This window comes from Nocardioides albus, from assembly GCF_014648255.1.
GTDB lineage: Bacteria > Actinomycetota > Actinomycetes > Propionibacteriales > Nocardioidaceae > Nocardioides > Nocardioides albus.
Genome location: NZ_BMQT01000004.1, coordinates 503,993 through 524,857, shown reverse-complemented (window position 1 = coordinate 524,857; position 20,865 = coordinate 503,993). Strand labels below are relative to the sequence as shown.

Here is a 20,865-nt window from a genome sequence, read left to right as displayed (position 1 = left end):
GGCCGCCAAGCCTCTCCAACGAACTGTGGCCCCCACCGATCCGGCGGGGGCCACAGCCGTTCTCCACAGCTGTTCAGCCGAGCTGCTTGCGCACCTCTGCGGCGACGGCACCACCGTCGGCACGACCCTTGGTCTGCGGGGTCAGGACGCCCATCACCTTGCCCATGGCGCGCATCCCCTCCTCGGCGGCACCCGTCTGGGCGATGGCCTTGCTGACCAGGTCGGAGATCTCCTCGGCGCTCAGCTGAGCGGGAAGGTACTCGGTGATCACCGCGGCCTCCGCGGTCTCCTTCTCGGCCTGCTCGGTGCGCCCACCCTCGGCGAACGCGGTCGCGGCCTCGCGTCGCTTCTTGGCCTCGCGGGTGAGGATCGTGATGATCTCGTCGTCGGTGAGCTCCTTGGCCTCCTTGCCGGCGACCTCGGCCTCGGTGATCGACGCCATCACCATCCGCAGCGTGCCGGCACGATCCTTGTCGCGGGCCTTCATCGCGGAGGTCAGGTCGGTCCTCAGCTGGTCCTTCAGAGTGCTCATGAGACCCATTGTGGCAGGGTTGAGCCATGCGGCTCGCCTCAGTAATCGGTGCAACCCTCGGCACCGGGCTCGCCACCGGAGCGGCCATGACGACGTACGCCCTGTGGGAGGCCCGGCAATACACTCTGCGTCATGTCAGGATGCCCGTGCTCCCCGAAGGCGCGGACCCGCTCCGCGTGCTGCACCTCTCCGACATGCACGTGGTCCCGTCGCAGCACAAGAAGCTCGACTGGATCGCCTCGCTGGCCGCGCTGAAGCCGGACCTGGTCGTCGACACCGGTGACAACCTCGCCGACCGACGGGCGGTGCCGGCGGTCGTCAACGCCCTCGGCACGCTGCTCGATGTGCCGGGCGTCTTCGTGCACGGCTCCAACGACTACTACGAGCCGCGGCTGCGCAACCCGATCGGCTACCTGCTGCCCGACAGCGGGAAGCGGCGTACGAACGTTCCCGAGCTTCCCTGGCGCGACCTGACCGCGTCCTTCACCAAGTCCGGCTGGCTCGACCTCACCAACACCCGCTCGTCGCTGACCGTCAAGGGCATCGAGCTCGCCTTCGCCGGCGTCGACGACCCCCACCTCCGCCTCGACGACCTGCCTGCGGTCGCCGGCTCCGCCGACCCGACCGCGGACGTACGCCTCGGGGTCGCGCACGCGCCGTACCTGAGGGTTCTGGACCAGTTCACCGCCGACGGCTACGACGCGATCCTGGCCGGGCACACCCACGGTGGTCAGGTCTGCCTGCCCGGCGGGCGGGCGCTGGCGACCAACTGCGATCTCGACCCCGCCCGGGCACGCGGGCTGCACACGCACACCCATGGTGGACGTCAGGCTTGGCTGCACGTATCGGCGGGTCTCGGCACCTCGCCGTACACGCGGATCCGGATCGCCTGCCGTCCCGAGGCCACCCTCCTGACGCTCACTCCGCGCGGCGCTTCTCGCGGATAGGGCTCGATTACGGCTCAGAGGAGTCTCTGGGCTATGCTCAACTCTCGTTGGACCGTTGATCGGTGCAGCATTCGGGTTGTAGCGCAGCTTGGTAGCGCACCTCGTTCGGGACGAGGGGGCCGCAGGTTCAAATCCTGTCAACCCGACAGCGAGTTCAGGCTCGGAGATCACAGATCTCCGAGCCTGAACCTGTTTCTGGCCGAGTAGTGTCGACCACATGAGCTTCGACACTCGCAACGGCACCCGCGGCGCCAGACAGCCCACCGCCAACCCTTTCCTGAAGCTGGGCAACAAGCTGATGATGCGTCGGGCCCGCAAGAGCAACGGGACCACAGCCGGGATGCGCCTGCTCGTGCTCACCACGATCGGCAAGAAGAGCGGCGAGCCCCGCTCCTCGCCGCTTGCCTGGTTCCCCGGCGACGACGGCACCTGGCTCGTGGTCGCCTCGGCAGGCGGCGCAGCGAAGAACCCGGCGTGGTATTACAACCTCTCCGCTCACCCCGACCGCGTCACCATCGAGCTCGGCGGTGAGACGATCCCCGTGGTCGCCGAGCAGCTCCACGGCGAGGAGCGCGCACGAGCCTGGGCGGCGATCGTCGACTCGGCCGCCAACTTCGGGAGCTATGAGGAGAAGACCGACCGCGAGATCCCGGTGATCCGTCTGACCCGCGCTTGAGCTCGATCCTGGGTTCAATTGTGGCGTACGGCGTGCGAAACTGCCCCTCATGACCAACGACCCCGCCGACAAGCTCGCCGCGCCGTCGTTCGGCTTCAAGAAGAAGCGTGGGGGTACGAAGCCGACCGACGCCAAGCCCGAGAAGTCTTCGGCCCAGCAGGGTTCCGCGGAGAAGACCCAGGTGCTGGAGAAGACGGCAGCACCGGTCGTCTCGCCCGAGCCGCCGGCCAAGAAGGCTGTCGCGAAGCCCGCGCAGAAGCAGAAGGCACCGAAGCCGGTGCGGGAGCCGAAAGCCAAGGCTCCGCGAACGCCCAAGGCACCCAAGGAGCCCAAGGCCCCGAGCCAGCGGCGGCTGAAGCTCGCCACCCCGACCGGCATGTCGGCTGCCGTCATGATCGGCGCCATCGTCGGCGCGTTCATGACGCTAGCCATCTGGTTCAGCGGCACCGTGAGCCAGTGGACGCGCGGCACCTCGTCGCTCGGCGACAAGGGCGCGATCATCCTCATCACCGTCTTCGTACTCGCGGTCGTCGTCGGCGGCTATCTCCTCCGCCTGGCCAGCGCCCGCTCCCCCTTCACGATCAGCTTCCTCGGCTCAGCGCTCGTCGCCGTGGTCTCGATGCTCTTCCTCACCGAGCTCTTCGACCACGCCTGGGGCGTGATCGTCGCCGTGATCCTCACCGCCGCCGCGTACGCCCTCTCCTACTGGGTCACCACGACCTACATCGACTGACAGACCCCACGCCGAATCCGTAGTTCTGGCGACCCGAGTCTGTAGAAAAAGCGGGCCGAGAATGTAGTTGTGGGCGACGAAACTAGAGTTTCGTCGCCCACAACTACAGATTCGGCACGCCAGAAGTGAGGACTCGGCGCAGCGGTTTTTTGGGGGGTGGAGTCAGAGACCGGCGGCTACCAGCTCGGCGATCTGGACGGTGTTGAGCGCGGCGCCCTTGCGGAGGTTGTCGTTGGAGATGAACAGGGCGAGGCCGCGGTTGTCGGGGACGCCCTCGTCCTGACGGATGCGGCCGACGTAGGAGGGGTCCTTGCCGGCGGCATGCAGAGGCGTGGGTACGTCGCGGAGCTCGACGCCCGGAGCCTTGGCGAGGATCTCGGTGGCGCGCTCAGGGGTGAGCGGCGAGGAGAACTCGGCGTTGACCGCGAGCGAGTGGCCGGTGACGACCGGGACGCGGACACAGATGCCCGAGACCCGCAGGTCGGGCAGAGCGAGGATCTTGCGGGACTCGTTGCGGAGCTTCTGCTCCTCATCAGTCTCGTTGAGACCGTCTTCGACCAGAGAGCCGGCGTAAGGAAGGACGTTGTAGGCGATCGTCTCGACGTACTTGTCCGGCTCCGGGAACGTGATCGCGGACCCGTCGTAGGCGAGCTCACGGGCCTTGTCGCCGGCGGCCGCGACACCGCTGACGAGCTCCTCGACACCGGCGACGCCGGAGCCGGAGACGGCCTGGTAGGTCGACACGATGAGGCGCTCGAGGCCGGCTTCGTCGTGGAGCGCCTTGAGGACCGGCATCGCTGCCATCGTGGTGCAGTTGGGGTTGGCGATGATGCCCTGGCGAGCCTCGATGACCCCGGCCATCGCCGACGGGTTGACCTCGGAGACGACCAGCGGGATCGACGGATCCTTGCGCCAGGCGGAGGAGTTGTCGATGACGATCACGCCGGCGTCGGCGAACTTCGGCGCCAGCGCCTTCGAGGTGGCGCCACCGGCGGAGAAGATCGCGATGTCCAGGCCTGACGGGTCGGCGGTGGCGGCATCCTCGACGACGACCGAGCGGTCGCCGAACTCGATGGTCTTGCCCGCCGAGCGGGCCGAGGCGAAGAAACGGACCTCGCCGAGCGGGAAGCCGCGCTCGAGCAGGATCTGGCGTACGGCGACGCCCACCTGCCCGGTGGCTCCCACGATTCCCAGATTGATGCTCATCGGGCCTCCTCCGTGGCGCAAGCGCCATGATACGGACGCGGCCCGATGATTGGTCCAAAGTTCGCTCGCTGACGCTCGCTCATCGGCCGGTCCCTCCGTAGACGATGGCCTCTACGTCGCTGTCGAGGCCGAATGCTCTGTGTGTGGCGCGCACTGCGCGGTCGAGGTCGTCGGCGCTGACGAGCACCGAGACGCGGATCTCCGAGGTCGACACCATCCTGATCAGGACCCCCTCGGCGGCGAGCGCCGCGAAGAACTTCGCGGTGATCCCCGGGTGCGTACGCATCCCGGCGCCGACGATGGAGAGCTTGCCGACCTGCTCATCGATGACCGGGTCGGAGAAGTCGACCTCGGCCTGGATGTCGCCGAGGGCGGCGCGGGCGTTCTTCACGTCCGCACGGGGCAGCGTGAACGAGATGTCCGTGCGCCCCGTCTCCTTCGCCGACACGTTCTGCACGATCATGTCGATGTTGATGCCGTTGTCGGCGATGGTGTCGAAGATGCGGGCGGCCTTGCCTGGCTCGTCGGTGACTCCGGCGACGGTGATCTTGGCTTCGCCACGGTCGTGGGCGACGCCGACGATCTCCGGGGTGTCCGCGCCATCCTCGGCTCCGTAGGAGACCTTCTCGGCCGCGACGTCGCTGAACCGCGCTTCCGCGGCCTCGGTCGCCCGCTTGATCTCGTCGTCGTCGACGACGACCGAGACCCGGACCTCCGAGGTGGAGATCATCTGGATGTTGACGCCGGCCTGCGCGATGGCGGAGAAGAAGTCGGCGATCTTCTTCGGCTGTGTGCGCAGCCCGGCACCGATCAGCGAGACCTTGCCGACCATCTCCTTGGCGTCGACGTCCTCGAAGCCGAGCTCGTCGCGCGCCAGCTCCAGCGCCTTCCTGGCGCGCACGACGTCGTGGCGGGGCAGGGTGAAGGTGATGTCGGTGCGCCCGGCGCGGGCCGCCGCGGAGTCCTGCACCACCATGTCGACGTTGATCCCGACGCCGGCGATGATCTCGAAGACCTTGGCGGCCGCGCCCACCTGGTCGGGTGCGTTGACGACGGTGATCTTCGCCTGGCTGCTGTCGTAGGCGATCGCCGCCACGATCGGGGCCTCCATGCCGGCGTCCGTGCCGGGCTGGATCTCGGCGTGCGGTGAGACCGCGTCGATGCTGCCCTTGACCACGGTGCCGTTGAGAGTGGAGAAGGAGGAGCGTACGTGGATCGGGAGGCTGTGACGCCGGGCGAACTCCACCGAACGCAGGTGGAGAACCTTCGCTCCGGAGGCGGCCAGCTCGAGCATCTCCTCGAAGGCGACCGAGCTCAGCTTGCGAGCGGTCGGGACGATCCGAGGGTCGGCGGTGAAGACGCCGTCGACGTCGGTGTAGATCTCGCAGACGTCGGCGTTCAGCGCCACCGCGAGCGCGACCGCGGTGGTGTCGGTGCCGCCACGGCCCAGCGTGGTGATGTCCTTGGTGTCCCGGGAGACGCCCTGGAAGCCGGCCACGATCGCGATCGCGCCGTCGCCGAGCGCTGCCTGGATCCGCTCCGGAGTGATGCTGAGGATCTTGGCGCGCCCGTGCTGAGCGTCGGTGATCAGGCCGGCCTGGGAGCCGGTGAACGACCGAGCCTCGTACACCAGCCCGCGCTCGTTCGCGACGTCGTTGATCGCCATCGCGAGCAGCGCCATCGACTGCCGCTCACCAGAGGTCAGCAGCATGTCGAACTCACGCGCGTGGACGGTCGCGTCCGGCGAGACCTTGTTGGCCAGATCGATCAGCTCATCGGTCGTGTCGCCCATGGCGGAGACGGCCACGACGACGTCGTGGCCCTGCTCTTTGGTCGCGACTACCCGCTGAGCGACGCGCTTGATGCCTGCAGCGTCCGCGACCGAGCTGCCACCGTACTTCTGAACGACGATTCCCACGGCGGGAAAGTCTACGTTGCCGATGCGGCCGTCTTCTCCAGCATCTCATCAGCGGCAGCCAGGTCCTCGTCCTCACCGGTGAACGGCTCGGTGTCGAGGCGGTCGTGAGCGACCACGGTGAGCAGTGCGTTGAGCACTGCTCCGGCCAGGTTGCCCCAGTTGTTGACGTAGCTGAACTGCCACCACCACAGCGCCTCGTCGACATCGCCGAGACGGTAGTGACGCAGGCCGTACTCCAAGTCGGTCACCAGGCTGGCGACATCGTCGGAGATCTGGCTGTCGACCACGTCGGGGCTGTAGGGGTCGAAGACGAAGCTGTAGGTGTCGATGTCCCCGAACATCTCGGCCAGCCCCATCCGGAGCTCGTCGACATCTGCCTCCATGCCCACGTCGGGCTGGAACTCCTCACGAGGTTCGAAGTCCTGCTGGGCGCCCAGCCGCGCGCCAGCCAGCAGGATCTGGCTCACCTCCAGCAGCAGCATCGGGACAGCGCTGCCACCATCGCCGTCGGCAGCGATCGCGCGCACCGAGAGCAGAAAGCTCTCCACCGAGTCGGCGATGCTGGTGGCGAAGTCCTTGCCGGTCAAGTCGTTCGTCATGACGGCCCCCTTCCCGAGGTCCCATTGAATCGTCAGGCTACCTCCGAAGTAGCGGCCTGACGAGGGTAAAGAGTCGGCTCTTATCAGGGCTTAAGGGTCACTCCGCCGCACGCCGACCGGCGAACGCGCGGCCGAGAGTGACCTCGTCGGCGTACTCCAGGTCGCCGCCGACAGGAAGGCCGCTGGCCAGACGGGTCACCTTCAGTCCGAGCGGGCTCAGCTGACGGGTCAGGTAGGTCGCCGTCGCCTCGCCCTCGAGGTTGGGGTCCGTGGCGAGGATCACCTCGGTGATCCCGGGGTCGTTCAGTCGCTGGACCAGCTCACGGATGCGTAGCTGGTCGGGGCCGATCCCGTCGATCGGGCTGATCGCACCGCCGAGCACGTGATAGCGCCCGCGGAACTCACGGGTGCGCTCGATCGCGACGACGTCCTTGTATTCCTCGACCACGCACAGCACCGACTGCTCGCGACGCGGGTCGCGGCAGATCCGGCAGGTCTCCTCCTCGGAGACGTTGAAGCAGACCGAGCAGAACTTCACCTTCGCCTTGACCTCGTTGAGGATCGAGGCCAGCCGATGTACGTCGGCGGGATCAGCCTGGAGCAGATGGAAAGCGATCCGCTGGGCGCTCTTCGGACCCACGCCCGGCAGCCTTCCCAGCTCGTCGATGAGGTCTTGGACCACACCCTCGTACAACTTGGTTATCGCCTGTCTCTAGCTGTGCTTGATCTCGACTTGTGTCTGTTTCAGAAGCCGAGCTTGAACGGCGGTTCGCCGCCGCCAGGGCCACCACCGAGGCCGCCCGCGAGCGGGCCCATCGCCTCGCCGGCGAGGTCGTCGGCCTTGCTCTTCGCATCGCGGTAGGCGGCGACGATCACGGCGCCGAGGTCCTCGAGGTCGTCGGGGCTGCTGCCGTCGAACTCGCCCTGCTTGATCTCCACGCCGACCAGCTCGCCGGTGCCGGTGAGCTTGACGGTCACCGCGCCACCGGCGACGGTGCCGTCGACGATCGTCTCGGCGAGCTTCTCCTGGGCGTCGACGATCTGGCTCTGCAGGGCCTGGGCCTGCTGCATGATCGAGTTGAGGTCGAAGCCGCCTTCGCCACCGAGGCCTTCGAGTGGGTTCGTCATCTGTGCCGTCCTAGTTGTGAGGAATCTCTTCGATCATCGTTGCACCCAGCTCCTGAGCGAGCAGCGCCTCGGCACCCATCGCGGCCGGCCCGTCGTAGGCCTGGTCGTTCGGGTTGACCGCGGCGTCGGCCTCCGCCAGACGGGCAGCAGTGTCGTCGACAGGGGGCTCGTAGTCGGCCGCACGCGTAGGCCGGATCGCCTCCCGCGCCTGCGCGATGGCCCCTGGGTCGGCCTGCCGGGTCGCAGGCGGCTCCTGGGGCTGCTCCGGTGGCGGCGGCTCAGCGGCCCAGTCGGGCGGCGGTGCCTGCTCGTTCCAGGAAGCCTCCGGGGGCTGCTTCGGCTGGACGGGCTCCTGAGGCTGGCTCGGCTGCGGCTGCGGCGGGGCCTGGCGCTGCTGAGCACCCTGGCCGCCGCCGGCGACGATCGCCTCGATCTTCGGCTGGATGCCGATCACGTTGACCAGCGCCTGCCCGAGGATCGGCTCGTGCCCGCCGGTCGCGAACCGGTCACGAAGGCCCGGCGAGGCGAACCCGAGGGTGAGCACACCGTCGCGGAAGTCGACGACCTGGGCGTTCTGACCGACCAACGACCAGGTCGCTCGGCGCAGCCCCTTGGTCTGGGCGATCACGTCGTCCCACAGACGTCTGATGTCCACGTTGCCCATGCCACCTGAGGCCGCGGGCCCGGAGGGCGAGCTCGTCGAGGCCGCCGGAGCCTGGCCCTGCGGTTGCGGTGGGGCGGGCATGTCCACGGCCGGTGCCGGAGCCGGCGCGGGAGCGGGCTCCCAGGCAGGCTCGGGGGTCGGCACGGGGGTGGGCTCGGGCGTGGGCTCGGGGACCGGTGCGTACGACTGGACCGGCTCGGGCTGCGGCGTCACAGGAGCAATCGTCTCGTGTCCCGGCGCACCCACGGACGGCTTGAGCACCGGACGGTCCTGCGCGGGGGCGGCCACCGCCGGAGGAGCGGTCACCGTCGGCGTACCGCTGATCTCGATCCGCCTCTCCAGACGGTCCAACCGGGCAGCGAGACCGTCGGCTCCGTCTGCCGCGGGGAGAAGCACCCGGGCACAGATCAGCTCGAGCAGGAGTCGGGGTGCGGTGGCGCCGCGCATCTCGGTCAGTCCGGTCGCGACCGTGTCGGCCGCCCGCGACAGATCGTGCGGCCCGAAGCGTCCGGCCTGGGCGACCAGCCGCTCACCACCATCCTCGGAGACGTCGATGAGGCCGGTCGCGGGCGCGTCCGGGACCGCCTTGACGATGACCAGGTCACGCAGTCGGCGCAGCAGGTCCTCGGTGAACCGCCGCGGGTCCTGACCGGTCTCGATGATCTTGTCGATCACCCCGAAGACCGCCGCACCGTCGTGGGCCGCGAAGGCGTCGACGACCTCGTCGAGCAACGCGTCAGGGGTGTAACCGAGCAGCCCGGCGGCCAGCTCGTACGTCACGCCCTCAGGCCCCGAACCACCGAGCAGCTGGTCCATGACCGAGAGGCTGTCACGCATCGACCCAGCGCCTGCGCGAGCGACCAGCGGCAGCGCCGCCGGCTCGACGGCGATCCCCTCCATCTCGCACAGCGTCGCGATGTAGTCGGCGACCAGCTTGGGCGGGAAGAGGCGGAACGGATAGTGGTGGGTGCGCGACCGGATCGTCGGGATGACCTTCTCCGGCTCGGTCGTCGCGAAGATGAACCGCAGATGCTCCGGCGGCTCCTCGACGAGCTTGAGCAGCGCGTTGAATCCCTGCGTCGAGACCATGTGGGCCTCGTCGATGATGTAGACCTTGTAGCGGCTCTTGACCGGCGCGAAGAACGCCTTTTCCCGCAGGTCACGGGCATCATCGACACCACCGTGGGAAGCCGCGTCGATCTCGATCACGTCGATGCTTCCGGGCCCACCGCGCGCCAGGTCCCGGCACGACTCGCACTCCCCGCACGGGTCCGCGATCGGCGCCTTCTCGCAGTTCAGCGCCCGGGCCAGGATCCGCGCCGAGGTCGTCTTGCCGCAACCACGTGGCCCGGAGAAGAGGTACGCATGGTTGACCCGGTTGCCTGCCAACGCATTGCGCAGCGGGCCGGTGACGTGATCTTGGCCGATGACCTCGGCGAACGTCTCCGGCCGGTAGCGGCGATAGAGAGCAAGGGGTGCGTCCACCCGATAGACCCTAGCCGCGACCGCCGACAGTTCGTAACCACCCGGCAGGTGCGTCCAGTAACCTCTCGCGGTCGAGGGACAGCGGGAAAAGAAAAGGCCCCCCACGTACCCGACAGAGCTCGCTTATCCTTGCTGCCTTCCGGCCCTGGGGAGGTTCGACAAGATATCGCCACATGGGGGGTTGCCGAAGAGTCTAGACGAGTCCGCTCGTCGATCCCAAAGCGGTGTACCGAGCTCTCGAGGCGGCGGCATGCGGCCCCTCCGCCGATTTCCCCCTGGCTCCCCCAGCCGCGTAGGATCCCTCACGGATCTGTCGCCTAGTGGCCTATGGCGCACGGCTGGAATCCGTGTTGGGTGCAAGCCCTCGGGGGTTCGAATCCCCCCAGATCCGCCAGCAGGAAACCTAGGTTGACATGCAAGAACGCCGATCCGAAGCGCAAGCTCCGGATCGGCGTTCTGCATTTCGCTGGGCGCCCTCGAGCTACATCGTGCCCTTGCGCCGCGAGAAGAGCGGTCGCAGGACCAGCCCGAGACCGAGCGCGCCCCCACCGACGATGCCCCACCAGATCGCGTTCTCGCGGACGGTGGCGAGCGGGTCGACCTCCTCCCGAGCCATCGGGGCCTGCTCGACCTCCGGCACCGTGGCGGCTTCCTCGACAGGCGGGCGGGTCAGCGCGGCGTAGGCGTTCACCACACCGGCGCCCCAGTAGCGGCCGCCCTGGCCCTCACGGCCCGACGTGGTGCTGTAGAGGCGGTCGACGACCTGGTCCGCGCTCCAACCCGGGTTGGTCGACCAGATCAGTGCGAGCACAGCAGAGACCTCGGCGGCTGCGAAGGACGTCGTGATCGAGTCGACCCAGCACGGATACCCGAAGAGCGTCGTCGACGCGGCACCGTACGTCGGGGCGGTGACATCCGTCTTGGAGTTCGGCAGCACCTTGAAGTCCGGGTCGGACTGCGAGGTGCCGGAGGCGCTCACCGTCACGATGGAGTCGTTGGCGTTGGGGAATGCCTTGGAGGCGACGTCCAGAGGGTCCGAGTCGGTGACGACCTCGGACCAGTCCGCGGCCATCACCACGACGGCCCCCTTCTTGATGAGCGTGTCGACGGCGGCGTCCAGGCCAGGGGCCCGCTCGGTCGCGGGCAGACCGATGTCGACGATCAGCCCTTTCGCGTTGCCCTTGGCCAGCGAGCGGAGCTCGGCCACCATCTGCTTGGCCTCGATGGTCGACTTCTCCTCGCCGACCTTGAGGACCGGGTGGTCGCTGAGCTTCGCCTTGGGCGCGATCTGTGAGATCAGGCCCGCCGCCACGGTGCCGTGGTAGTCCTGCGCCTTGGTGCTGTAGCCGGAGTCGACCACCGCCACGCGGACCCCCTGGCCCAGCTTGCTCACCTGCTGGGCCTCGTCGATCCGCATGATCGCGAACGGGGCGACCTGCTTCGGCACCGGCGCGGTCTGCGTCTCCGGTTTCTGCGGAACGCCGCCACCGGTGTTCTTCTCGTACGCCTTGCAGACGGCTCGTTCCTCCGCTGCGAAGGCAGGTCCAGGGCTACCCAGCATGGTCAGCCCGCCGACGATCGCAGCGAGCGCGATACCGCTACGTACGAGCGTCACTGCTCCACGCACTGGTCCGCCTTGACGTCAGCGCTGTTGGGCGGACACAGCGCCAGCTCGGTCGAGAGCGGAGCACCACTGGGGAGCAGCTGCAGCCATGTCCCCGGGATGATCGGTCCGGAGTCGAGGCTCAGACCAAGTCGCTCAACCGTACGCGGACCGTCCAACGTGTTCACGGTGCCGCGGGCATCGATCAGATACGGCGTGCCGCTCTTCTTGTCGAGCTCCTCACCGTTGGTGGCGTACACGAACGCACCCTTGCCGGGATCGACCCGCACCGAGGTGAGGTCGCCGGCGGCAGGGGGCTCCGAGGTCGACCAGGCGTCCTCGCCCGGTTCGATGCCGAGCCGGACCGTCGTACCGTCCGTGGTGTCCAGCATTGCGCAGGCGCTCGAGACGCCCGGCCGCAGCTTGGTGTCGGGCCAGAAAGTATTCAGACGATCGCCGTCGATGTTCGGCTGCGTGTCAAGCGACTCCAGGGTGCCCTTGCTACCGAAGGCGACGTCATAGACCTCACTGGTGAACTCGTCGATACGGATCCAGCCGGACTCCGTCATCAGGTAGTTCTTGGCCTGGTGGGTGGCCTTTGTGCCGATCGGATAGTCCTCGCCCTCGACCGTGCCACCGGCCTTCGTGAACGCGCCCCCGAATGACTCACCCGACAACGGTGCGCCGGCTGGGAAGAGGTTGACCCATGCCTGGGGCACTGTCGGCGTCGAGACGGGGTCGTCGAACGTGCTGTCCATATAGGTCTCCGCATCACCCTCGACCTTGTAGCTGTACGCCTGGGCGAAGCCTTCAGGCGTCGTGTGCTCGGCGATGAGGTAGGTGCCGTCCTCGGACTGCACCATGAAGCCGGTGTCCGCGGCTGGCGTCACGTCGGGTTTCGCGGAGATGTTCACGTGTGTACCTGCGCCGTTGGCCGTACACGCGGTCCAGCCGGTGTTGATGAAGTCGGACGTCAGCGGCAGCTCCTCGGGGACGTTGGCCCCACCGAGGCCGATCGTCCCCTTGGGGAACTCCTTGTCGATCTCCTCCTGGTCGATGACCTTGGAGCTCTTCTCCAGGTCGAGACCGAGGATGAGCTGCGCGCTCGCCAGGTTGACGACCGGGTGCAGCTCCTTGGCGTTGTCGGGTCCGGTGACGACGTAGCGGGCACCGCCCTTGGTGACGATCAGCCCGTCGGCGTCGGCCCAGCCGGTGGCGGGCCTGGGAGCGAGGAAGTGGGCGACCGCGCCACCGGCGATGAGCAGCACCGCAAGCACGACGCCGCCGAAGACCGATCGGCCCGGGCGAGCGGGCTCCACCTCACGCCCACCGGGGGCGCCGGAGAGGAACGCGGAGACCAGCCGGCGACGGCTGAAGGCATGCGCCTCTACGAGGTCCTTCTTGCTGGCCATCAGAAACCAGCCACCGCGGCACTGAAGAGGCCCGAGGCGAGCACCATCAGCGGGAGCATCGCGAGCAGGCAGGCGGTCTCGGCGACATCAGCCAGCCGGCCACGCCGGATCGAGCCGACGTCAGGGACCAGCGTCAGCACCAGGAGTACGCCACCGGCCGCTGCCAGCACGACAGCCGTCGTCGGCCGCCACGACTCGTGGAAGACCAGCAACGCCGCCCCGATCGCGAGCAGGCCGGCGATCCCCGAGGACAGGCCGACGAGCACCTCCGACCCTGTCCGATACTGGCGAGTTCGCAGCATCAGCACGATGCACGCGGCCAGTGCCACCAGCGTGCCGGCGAGCCCGAGCTGCACCACGAACGGCGTGGTCAGCACGACCAGGACGCCGACGGAGAGGGCGATCGCGACCAAGATCTCGTGGGCGACCTTCGCGTCGACCCGGACCTGATCCTTTCGGATCTCGTCGGGGTCGAGGTTGATGTCCTCGTCGGAGTAGAGCTGAGGGACGTCGGTCTTGGTCGTGCTCAGCGCGAGCCACGGGAAGAAGCTCCCGGCCAGCACCACGACGACGAGCACGATCCCGAGCACCACGCCGGCGCTCCAGCCCGTCGCGCTCAGCACCAGGCCGGCCACCAGGAAGACACCGCCGACGAGCGCACCCGGCATCGCCAGGATCCGAGCATCGCCCAGGCCCAGGAAGCCGATCGCGGAAGCGAGCATCGCGCCCGCACCGGCGATGGCGAGCGGCAGCCCGACGCCGTCGCCCGAGCCGAAGGCGGCCGAGCCGATCAGGAAGCCGGCTACCCCTCCGTAGATCTCGCCGATCCACACCGCGGCGATCGCGGCGTCGTTCTCGGCCTCGAGCCGGGAGAGCACGATCGCGCCGCCGGCGAGGACGATGCCGATGACCGCGGCAGCGACACCGGCGAGCATCGACGGCGCCTGGGTCCACAGCGCACCGGCGCCGAGGAGCAGCAGCAGCGCGGCAGCCAGCAGCGACGTACGCCGCCCGGCTTCCGGCTTCCACGGAGCCATCTCGCTCTCGACGACGTCGGTCATCGCCTCGACCACGTCGTCGTAGACGCGCGGCGGCTTGTCGTCGATCCCGGCGCTCACGGTGAGGACGCCGCCGTCCTCGACACCCTGCGGGATCAGACCGAGGTCGCCGGTGAGCTTGCGGCCGTCGGCCAGCACGACGCGGTAGCCGGCGTACGCCGTCTGCGGGTCGAGCAACCCGACGCTTCGCGCGAGCTCGGGCACCAGTTCTGCCACCGGCACCGAGCCCGGGAGCACCAGATCCATCCGGCGGGTGCCGGAGGCGACCGTGACCCGGACCAACCCCGTGGGCGCCACCTGCGCCTGCGTCATTTCACGAACTCCTCGCGTCGTGCCTGTACCCGAGACGTATCGACCGAATGTCCCGAGAGTTAGCCCTGCTTCGCCCGCTGAGTCAGACAACGAGCATCAAGCGCTGACTTTGCCATAAAACCAGCGACGAGGGGACCGGTGCCGTGCACCGGTCCCCTCGTGTTGCGTCTGTGCTGAAGAACTCAGCCGCCGAGGCCGGCCGCGCCGCGCCTGTCAGCGTCGCCCATCGCGGCATTGGCCTCGTTGACGAACTTGCTGTTCTGGTCGAGCGCCATGCCGAGGTCGCGGATGGCCTGGTTCCACTTCGCCTGGGTGCGGTTGTAGGCGCTTGCCGCCTCACCGGTGAAGTCATCCTGGAGGTTGAGGACGTACTTCTCCAGCTCGTCGAGCGCGCCGTCCATGTCCCTCACACCCTTGAGCAGGATGTCGACGATGTCGGCCATCTTGCCGTGGTTCATACGGATTTCGGTCATGTCAGTCCCTTTCAGTCCGGTGGTTCTCAGAACGAGAAGTTGGTGCCTTCGATGGTGCTCCGGACCGCACTGCTCTGGCCGGCCGTCTCGTCGTCAGCCTCGGTCCCGAGCTTGCGGGCCTTCTCCAGACCCGCGGTGAGCTCGTCGAGGGCGTTGGTGATCGTGGTGGCCTTCTGCTCGAAGGTGTCCATCACGCCACGGAACGCGTTCCCGCCCTGGCCTTCCCACCCACCCTGGCTCTGCGCACGCGCCTCGTGGACGGTGCGCTTGTTGATGCTGTCCAGCTTGCTCTTCGTCTCCTGGATGAAGGCGACTGCGGCGTTGATCGCCTGACCTTGCTTGATCTCACTGCTCATGGTGCTGTCCTTCCACCGGCGGAACCGGCTTTCCTAGGTTTGATACCTGATGGAGCCCGGCTCCCGATGGGCTCCCCCGAGGTCCGGACACTGTGTTCATACCCCGTCTCCGGAGTTCTAAACACGAAACTCTGAACTTTTTCGGCCGTGCTTCCTAGCCATTGAAACCTGATTCCCACAGGTGTCGGAAAAACCCTGAGGAAACCACGAACGAAGCGATGACGGCGGCACCGCACAGCGACTCGGACCAGTCGGCCCGAGCCGCCCACTTCGCCGAGCGCCAGCCCCGGCCGGTCGCGATCGCCGCGACGATCACAGCACAACCGATCACCACGACTCCCAGTCCGAACCAGGAGACCAGCTCCGGGTCGGCCCAGCCTACGAACGCACGGACCCCGACCGCCAGCGCAATAATCCCGGCGACCCGCAGTACGCCACGCGGCAGCCAGTAGCGATAGCTGCGCGCCGCGAGCAGGATCACGAAGGCGCCCGCCAGCAGGATCACCCAGGCGCCGATCCGGTCCACGGGGGCGGTAGCGGTGGCGACCACGCCCGGCGCGCTCACCGCCACCACGCCGAGGACCGCCCACGCGGCCGCGGCCAGCGTGCGAGCGCCACGCTCGGCGACCTGGGTGACCTCGCCGAACGGGACTGTCGACGTGCTCGAGGTCGTCTTGGCCCGCGCCGACCAGGCTGTCACCGACAGCTTGGAGACGTCGAGGAGATAGGAGTCGGGCACGTCGACGGCGTACGAGGGCACGATCCGCGCCGCCAGCGCAGCGGCGGCGAACATGATCGACCACGGCACCTGCGGGGAGGTGCCGACCAGGGCGCACAGGGCGGTCACCACGAAGACCGCGGCACCGGTCATGGTCCAGACCTTGAGAGCGGGATCGACGTCGTCGACGAGCGACCGCGAGATCGTAGCGACGACCGCAGCACTCAGCCCGGCCACGCCGACGGCGATCGGCAGAGTCTCGGGCACCGGATCGACGGTGAGGACGAAGGCGGCGCCAGCCGCGAACGCCGGGGCGACGATCGCCCGGCGCGCTGCGTACGCTCCGGCGGGGACGATGCCGATCAGCGCGCCGAGACCGAGCAGGGCCCCGACGGCGGTCTGCTGCCACCCGTCGGCCTGGGCACCGAACCCGGCGGCGGCGACAGCCAGCAGGGCGGCCAGGCCGCCCCAGAAGAAAGAGAAGCTGCCCGCGCGTGTCGGGGCGATCGTCTGCACGACCTCGCGACGCGCGTAGGCCTGCGTGGGCGGGGAGTCGGCGGCCAGCAAGGCGCCCGAGCTGACGCCGCGCGAGGCGAGCGAGACGTCCGGCACGAGCACGTCTCCACGTCGGTCGCGCAGCACCGGCGGCGCGGGAAGACCGACTGCCGTGGCGTACTCCCGGGCCAGGTCCGAGGCATGCGCGTCGGACGGGACGACGATGTCGACCACTCCGGCGGTGCCGTGGACCGTGACCGCCAGACCGCCGGCTGCGAGCGCCGGCTCAACGGCATCGGCCGTCTGAGTGGGCATGACACCTCCCGGATGCGTGAAGACCCTGTGACAGAGTTCCACATCGGAAGCTCCACCGCCCGTTTTACCCGACCGGCACGGTTAAAGGTAGTGGCCGGGGTGTGGGCACTCTAAGATCCTGACCACCTGCGGCATCCGGGCCCGCGGGGCGTTGAACCACTCCCAGGGGGACATGTGACTATCGCTGCGACAGCCGGCGGTACCCGCACCGATGAGCCAGAGGTCCCCGAGGGGGAGCTCGCACTCAACCCGCCGCCGGCTATCGAAGAGGGCGAGGGCGTCGGCGGCATCTTGATGAACGCCATCCCCATGCTCGGTGGTCTCGGGTCGATCGTGCTCATCGCGACGATGCAGTCCGGCACGGGCGGTTCCCCGCCGATCCAGCGCTACATCGCGGCCGGCATGTTCCTCTTCGCCACCCTCGGCTTCATCTTCGTGCAGATCGACCGCCAGCGGAAGCAGAAGCAGAAGCAGGTCGGCGGGCAGCGTACGGACTATCTGCGCTATCTGGCCGGCGTCCGCCAGTCGGCGCGCAAGGCCGGTGAGCAGCAGCGCAAGGCGCTGACCTGGCACTACCCCGCGCCGTCCTCGCTGCCGGCGATCGCCGAGGAGCGCAGCCGGCTGTGGGAGCGGTCGAACACCCACAAGCGCTACCTCGACGTCCGTTACGGCGTCGCGCACCAGCCTCTGGCCCTGACCCTGGTGCCGCCCCAGCAGACCCCGATCGACCAGGTCGACCCGGCCTCGGCGAGCGCGCTGCACCGGCTGCTGACCGTCCACCGGGTCCAGCCCGACCTGCCCGCGGCGACCAACCTGCGCGGGTTCGACAAGATGGAGATCTGCGGCAACGAGGACCAGGCCAGGGCGCTGGCCCGCGCCCTGATCTGCGGGATGACGGCCTTCCACTCGCCGGAGCAGCTGATCGTCGCCGTGCTCACGTCCGAGCGCAACCTGGCCGAGTGGGACTGGGTCAAGTGGCTCCCGCACGCGCAGAGCGGCCGTGAGGTCGACGCCGTCGGGCCGCGCCGCATGGTGGTGACCAGCATCAACGACCTCGGCGCCCTGCTTCCGACCGAGGTCGGCGAGCGTGCCCGCTGGGGCACTGACGACCGGATCCCGGCGCCTCAGGTCGTGGTCATCGTCGACGGCGGCTCCGTGCCGCCGGGCAACCACGTGCTCCCCGACGACGGGATCCAGGGCGTCACCGTCATCGACCTGCCGACCCACTGGGACGAGCTCTTCGACTCCAGCCGGGTGCGGTTCCTGATCGATGACGAGGAGCCCGACGAGAACAGCACCGTCCCCGGCTACCAGGTGCGCGTACGCATGGACCCGGTCCGGCTGCGCGTGGACCAGATGACGATGGCCGACGCCGAGGCCTACGCCCGTCGCCTCACCGCGCTCTACACGGTGTCTCCGGAGGGCTCCGACATCGCCGCGGAGACCCCGCAGGACACCGAGATCGCCGCACCGAAGGACTACATGGCGCTGCTCGGCCTGGGAGACGTACGCTCCTTCGACCCCGACGTCGCCTGGCGACCTCGTGCCAACCGGGACCGGCTGCGCGTGCCGGTCGGTGTCGGTGAGGCCGGTCAGCAGGTCTACATGGACATCAAGGAGTCGGCGCAGCAGGGAATGGGGCCGCACGGTCTCGTCATCGGCGCGACCGGTTCCGGTAAGTCGGAGTTCCTCCGCACCCTCGTGCTCGGTCTGGTGCTCACCCACCCGCCCGAGGTCCTCAACCTGGTGCTGGTCGACTTCAAGGGTGGTGCGACCTTCGCCGGGATGGCGGGCATGCCGCACGTCTCCGCGGTGATCACCAACCTCGAGGGCGAGCTCACCCTGGTCGACCGTATGCAGGACGCGCTCTCCGGTGAGATGACCCGCCGCCAGGAGCTCCTGCGCGAGGCCGGCAACTTCTCCTCCTTGAAGGACTACGAGAAGGCGCGTACGCAGGATCCGTCGATGGATCCGCTGCCGTCGCTGTTCATCGTGGTCGACGAGTTCTCCGAGATGCTCTCGGCCAAGCCCGAGTTCATCGACCTGTTCGTCGCGATCGGCCGTCTGGGCCGATCGCTCGGCATCCACCTGCTGCTCGCCTCGCAGCGCCTGGAGGAGGGCCGCCTGCGCGGTCTCGACTCCCACCTCTCCTACCGCGTCGGGCTGCGCACGTTCTCGGCGCAGGAGTCGCGGACCGTGCTCGGCGTGCCGGACGCCTACGAGCTCCCGGCGATCCCCGGCCTCGGTTACCTGAAGCCCGACCCGACCAACATGCAGCGGTTCCGGGCTGCGTACGTCTCCGGCCCCCCGGCCGCGGGTTCGCGGGTCCGCCGCGACGAGGGCGGCAAGCTGCAGGGCATCTACCCGTTCTCGATCGCCGAGGTGAAGCAGCTGGCATTGCCGGTCGAGGAGGAAGAGCGTCCGGCCACCCCGGTCGTGGGCGCGGACGGCGTCGAGAAATCGATGCTCGACATCGCCGTCGACCGGATGACCGGCCACGGCGTCCCGGCCCACCAGGTCTGGCTGCCGCCGCTCGACATCCCCGACACGCTCGACACGCTGATGCCCGATCTGACCACCTCGCCCGAGCTCGGCCTGCACTCGCCGGCCTGGAAGCGGCTCGGCGGGCTGGTGGTGCCGCTCGGCATCGTCGACAAGCCGCGCGAGCAGCTCCGCGACACGCTCACCCTCGACCTGCGCGGGGCCGCCGGTCACGTCGCGGTCATCGGCGCACCACGCACCGGTAAGTCGACCACGCTCCGCACCATCGTCACGTCGATGTCGTTGACCATGACGCCGCAGGAGGTGCAGTTCTTCGTCCTCGACTTCGGTGGCGGAACGTTCGCGCCGCTGGCCAAGCTCCCGCACGTCTCCGGCGTCGGAACCCGTTCCGAGCCGGACGTCGTACGCCGCGTCCTGGCCGAGATCTCCGGGATCATCGACCGCCGCGAGGCCTACTTCCGCGCGCAGGGCATCGACTCGATCGAGACCTACCGCACCCGCCGTGCTCGTGGCCAGGCCGACGACGGCTGGGGCGACGTCTTCCTCGTCATCGACGGCTGGGGCACGCTGCGCGCCGACTTCGACGACCTCGAGTACGCCATCCAGGAGATCGCTCCGCGCGGCCTGACCTTCGGTGTCCACATCGTCGCCGCGGCGGGCCGCTGGGCCGAGTTCCGCTCCTCGATGCGCGACGTCTTCGGCACCAAGCTCGAGCTGCGCCTGGGTGACCCGATGGACTCCGAGCTCGACCGCAAGCTGGCCGCGCTGGTGCCGACCGGGCGCCCGGGTCGAGGCATCGTGAAGGAGAAGCTCCACTTCCTCAGCGCCCTGCCCCGGATGGACGGAGACGGCTCCGCTACGACGCTGGGCGACGGCGTCGACGACCTGATCTCCCGCGTCTCGGCCGCGTGGCAGGGTCCCGCCGGACCGAAGCTGCGGCTGCTGCCGGAGCGGATCACGATCGAGCGGGTCCGCGAACAGGCCGGCGTCACCGAGGAGAAGCCCGGCAAGCGACTCCTCCTGGGCATCAACGAGAAGGAGTTGGCCCCAGTCGGTCTCGACCCCGAGACCCAGCCTCACCTGCTCGTCTTCGGTGACGGGCAGTCGGGCAAGTCCGCGATGCTTCGCAACATCGCCCACGAGATCATGCGGACGCATTCCCCCAAGGAAGCGCAGATCGCGGTGGTTGACTACCGGCGTTCGCTGCTCGGCGAGATTCCCCAGGACTACCTGGTCAGCTACCTGACCTCGGCGACCCAGGCCAATCCCACGCTACAGGATCTGGCCGGCTACCTCTCCAAGCGAATCCCTGGGCCCGACGTCACCGCCGAGGAACTGCGCAACCGGTCCTGGTGGGAAGGTGCCGACCTCTTCTTGCTGGTCGATGACTACGACTTGGTCTCGACCCAGCAAGGCTCGCCGCTGGCGCCGCTGCAGCCGCTGATGGCCCAGGCCGGCGACGTCGGCCTGCACGTCATCCTGGCCCGTCGCTCAGGTGGAGCGTCGCGGTCCCTCTACGAGTCGGTCATCCAGTCGATGCGCGACCTGGCCATGCCCGGCCTGCTGCTCTCGGGAAGCCCGGACGAGGGCCCGCTCATCGGCAACCTCAAGCCGGTCCCAACACGCCCAGGCCGTGGCCGTCTGGTCACCCGCGATCGCGGAGTCGAGGTCATCCAGCTGGCGTGGAGCGATTCCACGGAATAACACATCCGCCATGACCGATGCAGCGGCCC

At 68.6% G+C, this 20,865-nt stretch carries 17 protein-coding genes, 2 tRNA genes, 1 other RNA gene and 1 pseudogene; 6 read left to right on the top strand and 15 right to left on the bottom strand.

Annotated elements, in window-relative coordinates:
* Positions 1–73: 73 nt before the first annotated feature.
* On the bottom strand, positions 74–532 hold the full coding sequence (locus IEY84_RS11290; protein WP_183543072.1) for a GatB/YqeY domain-containing protein: 459 nt from the start codon (positions 530–532) through the stop codon (positions 74–76).
* A 26-nt stretch (positions 533–558) separates the two neighbouring features.
* On the opposite strand from IEY84_RS11290, the gene IEY84_RS11285 reads away from it, so the two are divergent.
* From IEY84_RS11285 to IEY84_RS11270, 4 genes are all read left to right on the top strand, one after another.
* Positions 559–1,479 (top strand): metallophosphoesterase, encoded by a 921-nt coding sequence (locus IEY84_RS11285; RefSeq protein ID WP_183543070.1) that lies wholly within the window; start codon positions 559–561, stop codon positions 1,477–1,479.
* 72 nt (positions 1,480–1,551) lie between these two features.
* Positions 1,552–1,625: transfer RNA gene (locus IEY84_RS11280), tRNA-Pro, on the top strand.
* A gap of 71 nt (positions 1,626–1,696) precedes the next feature.
* Positions 1,697–2,155 (top strand): nitroreductase/quinone reductase family protein, encoded by a 459-nt coding sequence (locus IEY84_RS11275; RefSeq protein WP_183543068.1) that lies wholly within the window; start codon positions 1,697–1,699, stop codon positions 2,153–2,155.
* 49 nt (positions 2,156–2,204) lie between these two features.
* Positions 2,205–2,888 (top strand): MFS transporter, encoded by a 684-nt coding sequence (locus IEY84_RS11270; RefSeq protein ID WP_183543066.1) that lies wholly within the window; start codon positions 2,205–2,207, stop codon positions 2,886–2,888.
* A 162-nt stretch (positions 2,889–3,050) separates the two neighbouring features.
* Here IEY84_RS11270 and IEY84_RS11265 read toward each other — a convergent pair whose 3' ends face one another.
* The 8 genes and pseudogenes from IEY84_RS11265 to ffs all read right to left on the bottom strand — a co-directional run bounded on the left by IEY84_RS11265 (position 3,051) and on the right by ffs (position 10,071).
* Complete coding sequence (locus IEY84_RS11265; RefSeq protein ID WP_183543064.1) at positions 3,051–4,094, bottom strand: aspartate-semialdehyde dehydrogenase; 1,044 nt, start codon at positions 4,092–4,094, stop codon at positions 3,051–3,053.
* A gap of 79 nt (positions 4,095–4,173) precedes the next feature.
* Positions 4,174–4,584, bottom strand: a complete 411-nt coding sequence (locus IEY84_RS27000) for an ACT domain-containing protein (protein ID WP_373292295.1) — start codon at positions 4,582–4,584, stop codon at positions 4,174–4,176.
* A gap of 123 nt (positions 4,585–4,707) precedes the next feature.
* A pseudogene (locus tag IEY84_RS11260) lies at positions 4,708–6,012 on the bottom strand (aspartate kinase); the annotation flags it as partial.
* Between the two features lie 11 nt (positions 6,013–6,023).
* Positions 6,024–6,611 (bottom strand): DUF5063 domain-containing protein, encoded by a 588-nt coding sequence (locus IEY84_RS11255; RefSeq protein WP_183543060.1) that lies wholly within the window; start codon positions 6,609–6,611, stop codon positions 6,024–6,026.
* 97 nt (positions 6,612–6,708) lie between these two features.
* Positions 6,709–7,305: a recombination mediator RecR gene (gene recR, locus IEY84_RS11250; protein ID WP_008356228.1), complete on the bottom strand. Its 597-nt coding sequence runs from the start codon at positions 7,303–7,305 to the stop codon at positions 6,709–6,711.
* 50 nt (positions 7,306–7,355) lie between these two features.
* Positions 7,356–7,739: a YbaB/EbfC family nucleoid-associated protein gene (locus IEY84_RS11245; protein ID WP_183543058.1), complete on the bottom strand. Its 384-nt coding sequence runs from the start codon at positions 7,737–7,739 to the stop codon at positions 7,356–7,358.
* A 10-nt stretch (positions 7,740–7,749) separates the two neighbouring features.
* The gene (locus IEY84_RS11240; protein WP_420847473.1) at positions 7,750–9,918 is read right to left on the bottom strand and encodes a DNA polymerase III subunit gamma and tau; all 2,169 of its coding nucleotides are present in this window, start codon (positions 9,916–9,918) and stop codon (positions 7,750–7,752) included.
* 62 nt (positions 9,919–9,980) lie between these two features.
* Positions 9,981–10,071, bottom strand: an RNA gene (gene ffs / locus IEY84_RS11235) — signal recognition particle sRNA small type.
* A 123-nt stretch (positions 10,072–10,194) separates the two neighbouring features.
* On the opposite strand from ffs, the gene IEY84_RS11230 reads away from it, so the two are divergent.
* Positions 10,195–10,282, top strand: a tRNA-Ser gene (locus tag IEY84_RS11230).
* 87 nt (positions 10,283–10,369) lie between these two features.
* Here IEY84_RS11230 and IEY84_RS11225 read toward each other — a convergent pair.
* The 6 genes from IEY84_RS11225 to IEY84_RS11200 form a co-directional block, all read right to left on the bottom strand.
* The gene (locus IEY84_RS11225) at positions 10,370–11,503 is read right to left on the bottom strand and encodes a S8/S53 family peptidase (RefSeq protein ID WP_229788590.1); all 1,134 of its coding nucleotides are present in this window, start codon (positions 11,501–11,503) and stop codon (positions 10,370–10,372) included.
* Positions 11,500–12,903, bottom strand: coding sequence for a type VII secretion protein EccB (locus IEY84_RS11220; RefSeq protein ID WP_183543052.1), 1,404 nt, complete (start codon positions 12,901–12,903; stop codon positions 11,500–11,502). Before IEY84_RS11220 ends, IEY84_RS11225 begins: the two co-directional genes overlap by 4 nt.
* Positions 12,903–14,273, bottom strand: a complete 1,371-nt coding sequence (gene eccD, locus IEY84_RS11215) for a type VII secretion integral membrane protein EccD (protein ID WP_183543050.1) — start codon at positions 14,271–14,273, stop codon at positions 12,903–12,905. Before eccD ends, IEY84_RS11220 begins: the two co-directional genes overlap by 1 nt.
* Positions 14,274–14,455: 182 nt before the next feature.
* Entirely contained in the window at positions 14,456–14,746 is a 291-nt protein-coding gene (locus tag IEY84_RS11210) for a WXG100 family type VII secretion target (RefSeq protein ID WP_183543048.1), read from the bottom strand.
* Between the two features lie 26 nt (positions 14,747–14,772).
* Positions 14,773–15,102 carry a WXG100 family type VII secretion target gene (locus IEY84_RS11205; RefSeq protein WP_183543047.1) on the bottom strand — a complete coding sequence of 110 codons (330 nt, stop codon included), beginning with the start codon at positions 15,100–15,102 and terminating at the stop codon, positions 14,773–14,775.
* 154 nt (positions 15,103–15,256) lie between these two features.
* On the bottom strand, positions 15,257–16,630 hold the full coding sequence (locus IEY84_RS11200) for a ubiquitin family protein (RefSeq protein WP_183543046.1): 1,374 nt from the start codon (positions 16,628–16,630) through the stop codon (positions 15,257–15,259).
* Between the two features lie 174 nt (positions 16,631–16,804).
* Between IEY84_RS11200 and eccCa the strand changes: the two genes are divergently transcribed.
* Positions 16,805–20,836 (top strand): type VII secretion protein EccCa, encoded by a 4,032-nt coding sequence (gene eccCa / locus IEY84_RS11195; RefSeq protein WP_183543045.1) that lies wholly within the window; start codon positions 16,805–16,807, stop codon positions 20,834–20,836.
* The last annotated feature ends 29 nt before the right edge of the window (positions 20,837–20,865 follow it).